This is a genomic window from Bifidobacterium sp. LH_491 (assembly GCF_056356495.1).
In genome coordinates this window covers 115270-129075 of the sequence record NZ_JBKEUI010000001.1, presented here as the reverse complement: position 1 = coordinate 129075, position 13806 = coordinate 115270, and the positions used below count along the sequence as shown (strand labels likewise).

The 13806-nt window shown below is 57.1% G+C and carries 8 protein-coding genes and 1 tRNA gene; 4 read left to right on the top strand and 5 right to left on the bottom strand.

From position 1 onward, the window contains the following. Positions 1 to 441: 441 nt before the first annotated feature. From AC1AWK_RS00465 to AC1AWK_RS00450, 4 genes are all read right to left on the bottom strand, one after another. Positions 442 to 529: transfer RNA gene (locus AC1AWK_RS00465), tRNA-Ser, on the bottom strand. 96 nt (positions 530 to 625) lie between these two features. Continuing rightward, positions 626 to 1693 (bottom strand): asparaginase, encoded by a 1068-nt coding sequence (locus AC1AWK_RS00460; RefSeq protein WP_476567363.1) that lies wholly within the window; start codon positions 1691 to 1693, stop codon positions 626 to 628. Between the two features lie 37 nt (positions 1694 to 1730). After that, positions 1731 to 4382: an ABC transporter permease gene (locus tag AC1AWK_RS00455; RefSeq protein ID WP_476567362.1), complete on the bottom strand. Its 2652-nt coding sequence runs from the start codon at positions 4380 to 4382 to the stop codon at positions 1731 to 1733. A 7-nt stretch (positions 4383 to 4389) separates the two neighbouring features. Then, the gene (locus AC1AWK_RS00450; RefSeq protein WP_476567361.1) at positions 4390 to 5091 is read right to left on the bottom strand and encodes an ABC transporter ATP-binding protein; all 702 of its coding nucleotides are present in this window, start codon (positions 5089 to 5091) and stop codon (positions 4390 to 4392) included. A 237-nt stretch (positions 5092 to 5328) separates the two neighbouring features. Between AC1AWK_RS00450 and AC1AWK_RS00445 the strand changes: the two genes are divergently transcribed. From AC1AWK_RS00445 to AC1AWK_RS00430, 4 genes are all read left to right on the top strand, one after another. Beyond that, positions 5329 to 6804 carry an amino acid permease gene (locus tag AC1AWK_RS00445; protein ID WP_476567360.1) on the top strand — a complete coding sequence of 492 codons (1476 nt, stop codon included), beginning with the start codon at positions 5329 to 5331 and terminating at the stop codon, positions 6802 to 6804. A gap of 186 nt (positions 6805 to 6990) precedes the next feature. Next, on the top strand, positions 6991 to 10356 hold the full coding sequence (locus AC1AWK_RS00440; RefSeq protein ID WP_476567359.1) for a glycoside hydrolase family 2 TIM barrel-domain containing protein: 3366 nt from the start codon (positions 6991 to 6993) through the stop codon (positions 10354 to 10356). A 424-nt stretch (positions 10357 to 10780) separates the two neighbouring features. Then, entirely contained in the window at positions 10781 to 11281 is a 501-nt protein-coding gene (locus AC1AWK_RS00435; protein WP_476567358.1) for a hypothetical protein, read from the top strand. A gap of 178 nt (positions 11282 to 11459) precedes the next feature. Beyond that, the gene (locus AC1AWK_RS00430; protein ID WP_476567357.1) at positions 11460 to 12005 is read left to right on the top strand and encodes an arsenate reductase/protein-tyrosine-phosphatase family protein; all 546 of its coding nucleotides are present in this window, start codon (positions 11460 to 11462) and stop codon (positions 12003 to 12005) included. Between the two features lie 273 nt (positions 12006 to 12278). Here the strand turns inward: AC1AWK_RS00430 and AC1AWK_RS00425 are convergent, their stop codons facing one another. Then, positions 12279 to 13760, bottom strand: coding sequence for a tyrosine-protein kinase domain-containing protein (locus AC1AWK_RS00425; protein WP_476567356.1), 1482 nt, complete (start codon positions 13758 to 13760; stop codon positions 12279 to 12281). Positions 13761 to 13806: the final 46 nt, after the last annotated feature.

Below are 13806 nucleotides of genomic sequence, written 5' to 3'. Positions count from 1 at the left end.
CGGCGTGTTGTTGCGTATATCAAGTGGTGATAGGAAGGGACCGTATGCCCCCCCAAAAAAAAGAACTGACGCCCGCCAATCGTTCTACAAGCCGCCAACAATACCCTTACACAACGCGCAGCCACAACGAACGGCAGCGAAGCCCTAACGGAAGTGCCGCGATGCACGACCACGGCGCAACAACCGTTCGTGGCGTCCATGGTTATGGCAATCGCCGCGGTATTGCGCTATCTGGATTTGAATATATTCACGGATGGTATTGCGCAATACCGATATCGATAAGGATGACACGCAAGCACATTCTATGACGGCGACTTGTATCGCAGCGAAACAGTTGCGGCGCCGCAGGATCTGCCCGACTCGGCTGCGCCGCAACTTCTGCCACGCACCATCAATCTTCGAGAAAACAAAAAGGCTTTGGCGCAATGCCAAAGCCTTTGATGGCGGAGGATACGAGATTCGAACTCGTGAGGCTGTTACACCAACACGCTTTCCAAGCGTGCGCCATAGACCACTAGGCGAATCCTCCACTGCGAACTGCTGACGCAGCACACAACGTGAATACAATACCACAACCTATGCCAAGGCAAAATCCCCGCGTGGCGCGATGTTGCATCATGTACTGTTACGCCAGGCAGCGGCGCCGCAATTCGGCGGCCAATTCCTCGCCACGATACCCCGCTTGCAGCAGCACATGCAGCAACAATCGCGTCTTTTCCGGTGACAGCAAGCCAGCCGGAATCAACCCGCCGGCAATCAGATCCGTTTCCGACCCCGGATACGCATAGCTTCCCCGCGTAGTGACGCCACGAGATGGCTTGCGCACCAACACCACCGTCACCCCTTGCGCCACCAGCGCCTTGGCATACTGCGCCGCCTGCGCCGACACGCGCCCCGAGCCGGCACCTGCCAACACTACGGCCTCGCATCGCCCGCACACACCGTCACCCTCACCATCAGCCTCACGCTCGCGCACGCCCTGCGCCAAAGCGGCCAACGCAAACCCATCCCCATCCAACGTGGCGGTGACGATAGGAATATGAATGGGCACTTCGGGATCGGGATCAGGCAACGGCGCAAAACGGAAACCCGGCACCAGCACGCGGGTAATGGATTCCGCATCCACACGCGCCAACGGCCCCCAGCCCGGCGAATCAAATGCGCTTACCCATGTCGAATCCATTTTTTCGCACAGCGTGGCGCTATGCACAAAGTCTGCGAAATACACCAGCACACCGAGACCGCGCATCGACGGATCAGCAGCCACCCTTACGGCACCCGCCAAATTCGCAGGCCCGTCGCTGCCCGGCACATCTGCGGGACGCATCGCTCCGGTGAACACCAGCGGCGCTTCCTTATCCCACAGCACACTCAACAAATACGCAGCTTCGGCCATGGTGTCCGTGCCATGCGTGAGCACAACGCCGCTCGCCCCATCTTCCACGGCCTGCCGTGCAAACGCCAACGCCTGCAGCAGCACACGCACGGTCATGGACGGTGAGCCAACCAATGCGATATCCTGCGAGCGCACGGTTATGCCGTCCACTCCGCCGCCGGTCAACCATGCGGCTTGTGTTGCGGCTCCGTGTGTAGGCACTGCGCTTTCGCCGTGGCTGTCGGTGGTCATGGAAATAGTGCCGCCGAGCGCTCCTACCGCCACCCAGGGTTGTTCGTTCGCACGGGGCGTTGCCATACCGTTCTCCTTCTCTAACCGACGCTTGATGCCGTGCTTATTCTACGCTTTTGAGCGAGCTTACGGGATCGATGCGGTCAAGGGCGGGGTTGGTGAGCCATTGCACGATGAGCGCGAAGAGGAAGGTGACGCCTGCGGCGATGAGGTAGCTGGTGGGCGCAATGTATACGGCGAAGTACAGTGAGGGCATGGCCAGCGCTTCGGTGAGCCATCCGGCGATCCATGCTCCGAGAGGTAGGCCTACGGCGATGCCCATGATGGTGAGGATGAGCATTTCCTTATGTACGTAGACGTGTACTTCTCGGTTGAAGAATCCGAGGACTTTCAGCGTTGCCATTTCACGTACTCGTTCGGAGATATTGGTATTGGCGAGGGTGAAAAGTACGACGAGCGCGAGGCCGCCTGCTAGGCCGATGATGAGGGCGACGACGGCGCTCATCAGGTCGAAGGTGAAGTCGCGCAGCAGTTGCGCGGTGCTGGTTGCGGAGAGTACTTCGCTTTCGTGGGCGAGTGTGTCGACGTAGTCGATGTTGGCGGTGTCGCTGCCGCGTAGCGTGGCGTAAAGTGCGTTGGGTGTCATGTCTTCGCCGAAGAGCTGGCGGTAGTATGCGGCGCTGATGTATACGTTTGAGCCGATGAGGTTGCGGCTGACGGCAGCTACCCGCGCCGAACGTTGTCCGAGCACGCCGTCACCACGCACGGTTACGGTGTCACCGGCCCGTATGCCGAGGGAGTTGCCGGCGCTTTGGGTCACGATGATGCCGTTGTCGGCCAGTCTGATGGACTCATGGTCTTCTACGGATCGCCAGCTCATCATAGTGCCTATCGCCTTGGCGTCGGCATCGTCGATGACTACCAGCTGAATGTCTGCGGATTGTTCGCCGCCGATGCTCATATCGCCGTTGATGACTTCGGCCGGCAGTGTATGCGTGGCTTTACCGTCGTCGGCGATGCGCTCTCGTAGCGATTCGAAGGACCCTGGGTCAGTGACGACCAACATGTCATAATGATCGATGTCATGATATTGGCGAGCGCCCAAGGTGTCGACGGTGTCGTTGATGGCCATGCCGCATACGATCAATGCGGTGCATCCGGCGACGCCTCCGATGGTCATGAGCAGTCGGCCCTTGAAACGGAAGAGGTTGCGGGCGGTCACTTTGTTGAGGAAGCTCATGCGACGCCAGAGTGGAGTGCAGTATTCCAAGAGTACGCGCGAGCCGGCTTTGGGGGCTTTGGGACGCATCAGCGTAGCCGGGGTGTGCCGTACTTCGTTCCAGCACGCGATGACGGTGGCGATGCCTATGCCTACTACGAAAATCAGCACGCCGATACTGCCGTATGCCCAGTCGTATTGCAGGGACACCGTGGGCACGAGATACAGGCCTTGCAGAACCACCAGCAGAAACGCCGGTATGCCGAGGAATCCTACAAGGTCGCCCACGCCGGCGCCGATGAGGCAGGCAAGCAGCGCGAAGCCGAGATAACGCAGGGCGATGGTGCGATGGCCAAACCCAAGCGCCAAGTATGTGCCGATGAGCCCGCGGTCTTCTTCGACCATACGGGTCATGGCGGTGAGGCTCATGAGTACGGCGACGAGGACGAACACGACGGGGAACACACGGCCCAGCGATTCGATGGATTGCACGTCGGATTTCAGCGTACTGTAGCTGCCGGTGGTGGCTCTGGTGTTCACGTACCAGGTGACTGCCGGCACGCTTGCTTCGACGCTGGCGCGGTCGAGCGTGGACGTGGCTTGCGCGGCGGCAATACGCGCGGCAGCCATATCGACTGCTTGATCGACCAATTCGTCATGCCGTGCTTGTTCACGCTGTTGTTGCACATTGCGCTCGATACGATGCACCACATCGTTGACTTCGCGCTCATACACATCATTGAAGGTTTGCTCGCGATTGGACACATCCACCAGTATCGATGCCGCCGCATAAGGCGCTCCGACATCTGTGGGCATGGTGAAGAACGAGTAGTCGCTGGCGGCGTTCTTACGAAACGCCACACCTGCATAGCCATTGGGGTTGGATAAATCGTTGAGATCGATGACCACCGCCGAAATCGTGGCGTGTTCGGGAACATCGACGGCTTGCGACTGTTCGCCCTCCTGCCCATCGGCCGGTTCGCCCAGTTGCCCGCCTGTCTGCCCGTCAGCAGGCTCACCGGTCTCTTGCTGGCTATCGGCGCTTAACGTTACCGTATCGCCCACATCCAAGCCACTATCCGCCACAAACTGTTCGGTAACCGCAATCTGATCGCTGCGCTTAGGCAAGGAGCCCCGCAATACGTAGGGACGGCTGATTTCCTGGCTGCCTAGCGCAGTGAGCGTCACCGACTTACGCGAGCCCTTCACCGACACCTGCGCGGCTTGCATATGCTCGCCCTGCACGCTCTGCACACCGTCCACTTGCCGAAGCGCACGTAAATCCGCATCCGTCAAACCTGCGGTTGAGACGATTTGCACATCGTAATACCGCTGCTCCTCGTATAGCCGGCTCGCACCACGGAACATATCCTGACATCCCGCATACATGCCCACGAGCACGGCTACGCCGAGCATGGCAATGACGGCGATGGATACAAATCGTTTCCAATTCCCCGCCCACATACGCAACGTATCTTTGAGGAATACGTTGCCCGCACGGCTTTTGCCGCGCATCGCATGCCTGCCCCGCACCATCTCGCGCCTACCATTCGATATCGGCGATGGGCGTGGGATGCTCGTTGACATCTTGCCCTACCACTTTGCCGGAACGAAACCGAATCACCTTGTGCGCCATCGGTACCAGCGCGGAATTATGCGTGATGATGATCACTGTCATGCCGGTGTCCGTGCAAATATCCTGCAACAACTGCAGCACTTCCTTGCCGGTTTCATAATCCAAGGCGCCCGTCGGCTCGTCGCAGAGCAATAATGTAGGCTTCTTGGCAAGCGCCCGCGCAATGGAGACCCGCTGCTGCTCGCCACCGGAAAGCTGCGCCGGGAAGTTGTTCAACCTGTCCGCCAGCCCCACACGGGCCAGGGTCTCAGCGGCGTTGTAGTGGTCTTCGCAAATATGCGCCGCCAATTCGACGTTTTCCAGAGCGGTCAGATTGGGCACGAGATTATAGAATTGGAAGACGAAGCCAATGTCATTACGCCGATAGTTGATGAGTTCGCGCCCCCGCAACGCAGCGATGTCTCGCCCTGCAACGATCACCCGACCGCTGGTGGCGGTGTCCATGCCGCCGAGAATATTCAACGCCGTGGTCTTGCCAGCGCCGGATTGCCCGAGAATGACGGTAAGCCTGCCTTCATCTGCCGTAAAACTGGCATCGTCCAAAGCTCGGATCACGCTTCGACCTGCAGGATACTCTTTGACGACGTGTTCAAAAACAATGCTCGCCATGCCGTACCTCCCACCACGAACCACGCTGCCGCAACGGGTTAGCCTGTGTATCCATTAAACCGCAAAATACGACATGCCGCCAGAAGAAAACGCCCACACCGACCAATGTCCGCAATATCGCCCAATTTTCCCGTATGCTGGACAATTCATCCGCACGCAACATGCGCTGCCGTAGATTACCCCCAACCCTGCGGCGCATTACAGGCAGCGCCGCATGAGAAGAAAGGGCGACGAGGCATGACTTCCTCACCAATCAACACCAACGGTGCGCCTGATGGCGGCGAATTGCCCGCCACAGCGTCACTGCGTAAGTCGTTGAAGAACCGCCACATCCAGCTTATTGCGCTGGGTGGCGCGATTGGCACCGGCCTGTTCTACGGATCCAGCGAGTCGATTTCGCTCGCTGGCCCCTCGATTCTGTTGGCTTATCTGGTCGGCGGGCTTGCGATTTTCATGATCGTGCGCGCATTGGGCGAGATGAGCGTCGAGGATCCGAAGGCTGGTGCATTCAGTTATTACGCGACCCATTACTGGTGCAAGCGCGCCGGTTTTGTGTCGGGCTGGAACTACTGGTTCAACTATATTCTGGTGTCGATGGTCGAGCTTGCGGTAGTCGGCTCTTTTGTGAATTATTGGTTTCCTGCGATTCCGCAGTGGGCGTCGGCGGCGTTTTTCCTTGTGTTGATCACGGCCATCAACTTGCTGGGCGTCAGTAAGTTCGGCGAGTTTGAGTTTTGGTTTGCCATTATCAAGATCGTTGCGGTTATCGCGATGATTCTGGGCGGTCTGCTGGTGCTGCTATTGCATTTGCCGACCGCATCCGGCGTGGCCGCGTCGTTTGCCAATTGGTTCACCGTTGGCGATGGTTTCCTGCCGCATGGCTTGCTGTCTCGCGGCGCAAACGGCCAGTGGACAGGTCTGCTGATGGCTTTATGCGTGGTAATGTTCAGCTTTGGCGGCACAGAATTGATCGGCATTACGGCCGGTGAGGCACAGGAACCGCGCACGACGATTCCCAAGGCCACCAACGGCATCGTTTGGCGTATTTTGGTGTTCTATATTGCCGCTTTGGGTGTGATTATGGCCGTGGTGCCATGGGATACCTTGGACGGTGAGACCAGCCCATTCGTGCAGATTTTCGACTCGGTGGGCGTGCATGCCGCTGCCGGCATTCTGAATTTTGTGTGCCTGACTGCGGTGATGAGCGTGTATAACTCCGGCCTATACGCCAATTCGCGCATGCTGTATTCACTTGCCAAGCAGGGCAACGCACCGGCCTATCTGGGCACGCTGAATAAGCGCGGCGTGCCGGTTGCAGGTGTGCTCACTTCGGCAGTGATTACTGCGGTTGCTGTAGTGGTGGTGTTCCTGTGGCCGGCGTTTGCGTTCAATTATCTGATGTCGATCGCCACGATTGCGGGCATTATCAATTGGACCATAGTGCTGATCACTCAGATGCATTTCCGCAAGCGTGTGGCGGCGGGCGAAGGCCCGGGCGAGCTGGCGGGACTGCGCGGTGAGGAAGCGCTTGGCAGGTTGCATTTCAAGATGCCGTTCGCTTCCGTATCCCCATGGATTACGTTGGTGTTTCTTGCCTGCGTGGTAGTGCTGATGTGTTTCTCGCCGAGCTATTTGGTGGCGGTGATCGTTGGCCCGATTTGGCTGGCTATTCTGCTCATCGCCTATCAGCTCACCCAACGCAAGCAAGCATAGGGTTCCCAACAAGTGTTTTTACAAGGCGCGTGCCACCGGTTCAGGTGCGGCACGCGCCTCGCTTATTTTGCCGCTGCATACCGTGTAGTTATCCACTTATGCACATTGGCGACTCCTTCCCTCCCACATACGTGTTTCATGGTTTAGAATTTAAGAGTATTTCGTCAGCTTCAAAGGAGTCCTGGCATGGATAACCCATCTTTCCCGCACTGGTCTTGCGACGGCACCGAGCGCACGGTCGAAGACGGTTTCATTCCTTTGGTGCACCACTATCACGAGGATATGGAGCATCTACACGTAGGCACCTTGCCTAATCGCGCGTATTATGTGCCCGCCCGGCAACCCGGCGATACCCGCGGCGAGCGCCGCGTCTCTTCGGGACGCATATTGATGTTGAGCGGCGAATGGGATTTTCGCTATTACGACAATCTGTATGTTCTCGACGACGAGGTTCGCCGTGCGCCCGAACGTCATCAACCGGCGTTTTATGAGGCGAACGCACCACACACGCCCGACGAGGGCTATCGCAGCATCACGGTGCCCAGCGTGTGGCAGAACCTTGGCGTGGATGGCCATCAGTATACGAATATCAACTATCCGTTCCCGCTTGATCCGCCGCATGTGCCGTTGGACAATCCTTGCGCCACGTATGTACGTGATTTCACGTTCGTTCCCGATCCGCTGGCACCCCGCAATATTTTGACATTCGAGGGCGTGGATTCGTGTTTCTATGTGTGGTTGAACGGTTCTTTCGTGGGGTACTCGCAGGTTTCGCACGGCATGAGTGAGTTTGAGGTCACCGACTTGCTGCATGAGGGTACGAATACGATTGCGGTGCTGGTGCTCAAATGGTGCGATGGCAGTTACATGGAGGATCAGGACAAGTTCCGCACGAGCGGTATTTTCCGTGACGTGTATCTGACCCGCCGCCCGAAGGAAGCACTGTGGGATTTCTTCATACATACGTCGTTGCATGAGATAAATGCCGATGGCCTTACCGCTGCCCGTGCACAGGTGGATTGCGATGTGCAGTTCCTGGATGGCGTGCACACGTCGGTCAATATGGAAATTATTGACGCCGACGGCGTCTCGCTGGGACGCGCCATTTATGACCCGGATGAGCCGTTGCGTGACGCTACGATTGGCGGCGAGCAAGCTCCGGACAAGTTCCGCCCCGATGTGACGTTGCATTTCACGATAGACCATCCGCATTTGTGGAATGCCGAAGACCCGTATTTGTATACGGTGGTGATTCGCACGCCGGGCGAGGTGATTAACGAATATTTGGGCGTGCGCGAGGTTGCAGCCAATGGATCGGTGCTTACCGTCAACGGCCGTCCTGTCGTGCTGCATGGCGTGAACCGGCATGACAGTGATCCGGTCACCGGCTCGGCGATTAGTGAAGCACAGTTCTTGCGCGATTTGGCAGTGATGAAGCAGCATAATGTCAATGCTGTGCGCACAAGCCACTACCCCAACGCACCGCATTTCTACGCGTTGTTCGACCGCTTTGGCTTCTATGTGGTTGACGAGGCGGATAACGAAAGCCACGGCACGTTTTCGGCGATACTACCGCCCGAGGAGCGCGATCGCGCTTTGCAGCATTGGAACGAGCGCATTGCGAATAACCCTGCGTATAGTGAAGCGACGGTGGATCGTACTCGTCGCTGCGTGGAGCGCGACAAGAACCGGCCATGCGTCATCATGTGGTCAATGGGCAACGAGTGCGCGTTCGGTCGCACGTTCGAGGAGGCGCTGCGTTGGACGAAAACCTTCGACTCCAGCCGCCTGACCCATTATGAGAGCGCCCGGTATGTCAGCGACGAAGGCACGTATGATTTCAGCAATCTTGACGTGCATAGCCGCATGTATCCGGGACTGGACGAGGTTGAACGCTATTGTTCGCCGCAAGGCCCGCAGGGCGATGGCAACAACGGCGACGATGGCGACAATGGCGCCAAACCGTATGTGATGTGCGAATACAGCCATGCTATGGGCAATGGCCCAGGCGATTTGGAAGATTATTTTGCGCTGATTCAACGCTACGATGCCATTGCCGGTGGATTTGTATGGGAGTGGTGCGACCATGCCATCGACCGCGGCACCACGCCGGATGGACGCCATATGTATGCGTATGGCGGCGATTCGGGCGAATACCCCCACGATGGCAATTTCTGCATGGACGGCTTGGTATATCCAGATCGCACACCGCATACGGGATTGCTGGAGTTTAAGAATGTGTATCGCCCGGCTCGTGTCACCGCTTTCGATGCGGCAACCGGCACGTTGACCCTGCACAATTATCTTGATTTCCTCACGCTCGACCGGGCGGTTACGGTTGATGTCGAACTACGCCATGACGGTGAGGCCGTGTGGTCAGGCACGCTCACTCCGAATAGCGACCTTGCCATAGCGCCGCACAAGGAAGGCACCGTAACCATTGCCCACTGGGATGATGCCCTACGCACGTTGGGAGGCAACGCCACCGGCACGGTTACGCTACTGGTGCGCTATCGCCAACGTGGCAACACGCGGTTCGTACACCAGGACGATATGCTCGGCTTCGATGACGTTGCGGTTCCTACCGCTGACACGCGCAATCGCCATGTGACGCAGCTGCTTGCCGGCACGACCGAGCCAAACGCAACACAGCACGCACCGCTGCACGTTACGCGCACCAACCGCACCATTGCGGTGTCTTCTCCGACGTTCCGCTACGTATTGGACACCCGAACGGGATTGTGGACGTCACTGTGCGTGAACCAGCGCGAGTTGCTGCAGCGTCCGATGGAGCTGAACATCTGGCGCGCCCCCACCGACAATGACCGGTATATCAAGGAACAGTGGCTGTCCGCGCAATATGACAGAGCCTATGCTCGCGCACTTGAGGGACATGTCGATTCCACAGACCAAAGCGTTTCCATACAGTGCCGCATCGCGTTGGTGGCGCCGATCGTACAGCGTATCGCCACCGTTGACACCGTGTGGCAGGTGCGTCCGGATGGCTTGATCAGCCTATCAATGGACGTGCAGCGCGATATGGCGATGCCATTCCTGCCGCGTTTCGGTCTGCGCATGTTCCTGCCGGAACGCATGGATCGCGTCTCCTACTGCGGCCTGGGCCCTGCGGAAAGCTATGTCGACAAGCATCAGGCCAGCTATTATGGTGTGTTCCACGGCACTCCTGATGCCTTTGTTGAACCGTATGTGCGTCCGCAGGAGAACGGCAATCATCACGGCTGCGATTGGGCGTGCATCTCGGATGATGATGTGTCGCTGCATCTGCTGCAAGCGCAACCCAACCCGGAGCATACGTCCGACCACCCCTTGCGGAGATTTGATTTCCAAGCGTTGCCGTATACCCAGGAGGAGCTGACCGCGTGCGCCCATCACTATGAGTTGCACCGCGCCTCGGCGACGGTGGTGTGTGTGGACTACCAGCAAAGCGGCATCGGATCAAACAGTTGCGGCCCTGAACTGCAGGACCGTTACCGCCTGAATGATGAGCGTTTCCGCTTCGAGGTGAATCTGTTGCCCGCTACCGTGAAGTAGCGGTGTCGCATGTGGTGGCTGCGGCGACATGAAGCGTCGCGGCCACCACGGGGCACACCCCCGTACCGGCTCAACATTCCCGGCAACTTGCCAATTCTTCACGATATCCACCGTCTGTAGATTTTTCCAATATAAATACGACGATATGGAATATTTTTATTACACACACTGTCGTAAACATCTATTTTATAGCGTTACATTACACTTCCTTCATAGTTTTAATTACGAAAATTACAACGCTTTTACTAGATAGTTCCAAAACGTAATATTGCTTCCACATAAATTACGGGATTGTGATACACTGTCAAAGTGTGCGAGAAGGGACACCTCCTGACGGGCGGCTTAATGGATAGCCCCCCCCCCGCGAGTTGATTCATTTCAAGCACTATTTTGCAAAATAGAGTAAGAAAGTTAAGGAATTATCATGAGGAAGCATATTATCGCTCTCGTGGCTGCAGTCGCTACCCTGTTCGGCGCGCTGTCCATCACGGGCACTGCTATGGCCGAAGGATACGCCACGCCGAGCACGGACGGCTCATCCGTATCGTTCTCGTTCACTGGTCTCACTCCCAATGGCCGGGTAGCCGTCTCGTATGACACTGCCACCGTGTCGGATGTCGTACAGATTGCCTCCAAGACCTTCAACGCTGACGCCAAGGGTACCCTGAACGTGAAGTATGTCCTGCAGAAGAATGTTTCCGCGGGCACGGTGATCAAGGCTACTGCTACAGATGAAGAAACCGGCGCTGTTCAGACCGCTCAAGCTACGGTCCCGAACACTGGCACTAACAACAACACCACCGGCACCACCAAGACCCCGCTGAAGGAGACTGGCGCGTCTGTGGCTCCTTATGCCATTGCCGTGGTGCTGATGGCCGCCGCTGGTATCGCGGTGATCTCCATCCGCAAGGCTCACGCTCGCTGAATGAGCTAGTCGTTTACGACACAGCCTAATCAGACAAAGCCTCCGGGAGACCCCGGAGGCTTTGCTATATCCAACCGCACACACCCTATCTCGATTCGCCTGCCGCGCATAACAACACCGCACGCAACACATCGTCACATCCCCACATTTGCCGTCACGAACCGGTATCGTGGAGGATATGAAGTGGTTGTTTGTTTGCACTGGCAATATCTGTCGATCTCCCATGGGCGAGCTGCTGCTGCCCATACATATTCCCGAACCCGACATGATTGCGGACAGCGCCGGCACACGCGGTCTGCCTTCACATCCCATCGACCCCTCCAGCGGACACATCCTACAAGCCAACGGCATTGACGCCAGCGGCTTCCGTTCCAAACGGATCACTCCTCAACTTGTGCAATCCAGCGACCTAATTCTGTGCTTTGAGCAGCCACAGCGCACAGAAATCGCCACTATCGCCCCCACCGCAAGCCGTCGGACTTTCCTCTTGGCCGATTTTGCCAATATGTGCGCCTACTGCGCCAACAACGGCCTCATGCAAGGCTCCACACGTCAAGAACGCTTGGAAAGCGTGATATTCCAAGCTTCGATGATCCGTCCGATGCTACCCGATCCATTGAATATCGCCGACCCGTACCGGCGTAGCATGGAGTATTTCGAACAGGCTTACCGCCACATCAACCAAGCGCTATCACTTATCGCGCAAACCACGCAACCACAATAAGCCGCAATACGGCGTATACCGTACAACATGGCACAATACTGCCGATAACCGCCACGGGGATGCAACGCGTTGCTGAGACTACGCTACAAGCACGCATATCACACGCTGCGCCATCTGTCCTACGCCGCACAGTGTGGTCTAGCCATATGGTGCGCTAAACACTACGCCCCATCACGTACCACGCTGGAGGCATAACACATCGATCGTAAACGCGCTGGGGGCGGCTGCCCATAGTGGCAGCCGCCCCCAGTCATAGATATGTATCGCCTTCAATCAGCGAGAATGAGCCGACCGGCGGGGACGCCCCTCCTTCGGCTGCTCATCCTCATAGTAGTAATTGCCGTAGCTGCTCGACTTCTTGCTTTCCTTCGCGAAGTTGAACACGAAACCCGTAACGGCGACATCCAAGTTATCCAGCTGCATCGCCACGTCACGAAGTTCACGCTTATCGGTGACATCGCGACCAGACACCAGCACCACGCCGTTGCCGAGCGTACCGAATACCGCGGCATCATTGGCCACAATCATCGGCGAGGTATCAATCAACACGTACTCGTACTGGTTCAACGCCTGCTTAATCAACTCGTTCATAGTCGTAGAGTTCAACAAAGCCGCCGCATTCGGAGGCTTCGGACCAGCAGGCATAATATGCAGGTTCGGCTTCCAATACGGTTGCACCACATCGCGTACCGCCGCTTGCTTGGACAACACATGGGTCAGTCCAGCATTGCCTTCAAGATTGAGCTTGTTCGCCACCGAAGGATGTCGCAAATCAGCGTCAATCAATAGTACACTGGCACCATTTTCCGCCAAAGCTGCCGCGATGTTCACCGACGTCGTCGTCTTTCCCTCATTCGGACTGACCGATGAAATCACAATCAAACGAGCCTTGGTACCGGACACTGGAGCCGTAAACGATAAATTCGTGCGCACGCGGCGGAATTCTTCGGCAATCGCACCGCCAGGCGCCGTCACCACCACGGGAGCACTCCGCTTGAGCACGTCGTCCGTAGGAATACGACCCATAATCGGCGCATTAATCGCATCCTGCAAATCACGCACTTCCTGCACGCGCGTTGCCAACAAATCCTTGAGCAGCGCGGCGAAAATACCCACAATCACGCCGCCTACCACGGCAATGGCGAGATTCAACGCCACCTTAGGCGAGCTAGGCCCAACCGGATCTTGCGCCTGCTGCACCACCGACAATTTCACCGGCGACTGACGATTCGACGCATACAAGGAATGCTCCACCACATTGCTCAACGAATCGGCAACCGCGTTCGCCACCGAAGCCGACTCCTGTGGGCTTTCCGACGTGGCGGTAATATTCACAAACGCCGTATTGTCGGGATTCGTCACTGTCAACGTGGCTGCCAAATCGCTCACCGTCGTCGTCAACCCCAACTTATCGATCACCGGCTGCAACACCGCTTCCGTAGTCGCCAAAGACGGATACGACTTAATCTGATTGGCGATATACGAACTGGCGCTATTAATCGTGGAAATATCGCCATCATCGCCCGTGCTATCGCTATACGTGGCGAACGTCTGCGCGGTAGCCGAATACTTCGCCGGCGTAATCACCGTGTACGCGCACACGCCCAAGAAAATCACCACAAAACCAACAATCGCGGTAATCGAATGCTTGCGAATAATGCGGATGAGATCCATCAGCGTAATGCCGCCATCGGTATTTTCCGCATCGGAGCTACGACCATTCCGCTGAGACACGAGCTGTTCCTCGAATGCCATGCAGTCCTCCCCTGCAAAATCGCGCGTGCACAATCGGTCAATAGTT

What these genes read in the sequence shown, in the direction of transcription:
- AC1AWK_RS00460 (WP_476567363.1), bottom strand. Translation starts at nt 1,693, where the DNA reads ATGGCAACGCCCCGTGCGAACGAACAACCCTGGGTGGCGGTAGGAGCG.
- AC1AWK_RS00455 (WP_476567362.1), bottom strand. Translation starts at nt 4,382, where the DNA reads ATGGTGCGGGGCAGGCATGCGATGCGCGGCAAAAGCCGTGCGGGCAAC.
- AC1AWK_RS00450 (WP_476567361.1), bottom strand. Translation starts at nt 5,091, where the DNA reads ATGGCGAGCATTGTTTTTGAACACGTCGTCAAAGAGTATCCTGCAGGT.
- AC1AWK_RS00445 (WP_476567360.1), top strand. Translation starts at nt 5,329, where the DNA reads ATGACTTCCTCACCAATCAACACCAACGGTGCGCCTGATGGCGGCGAA.
- AC1AWK_RS00440 (WP_476567359.1), top strand. Translation starts at nt 6,991, where the DNA reads ATGGATAACCCATCTTTCCCGCACTGGTCTTGCGACGGCACCGAGCGC.
- AC1AWK_RS00435 (WP_476567358.1), top strand. Translation starts at nt 10,781, where the DNA reads ATGAGGAAGCATATTATCGCTCTCGTGGCTGCAGTCGCTACCCTGTTC.
- AC1AWK_RS00430 (WP_476567357.1), top strand. Translation starts at nt 11,460, where the DNA reads ATGAAGTGGTTGTTTGTTTGCACTGGCAATATCTGTCGATCTCCCATG.
- AC1AWK_RS00425 (WP_476567356.1), bottom strand. Translation starts at nt 13,760, where the DNA reads ATGGCATTCGAGGAACAGCTCGTGTCTCAGCGGAATGGTCGTAGCTCC.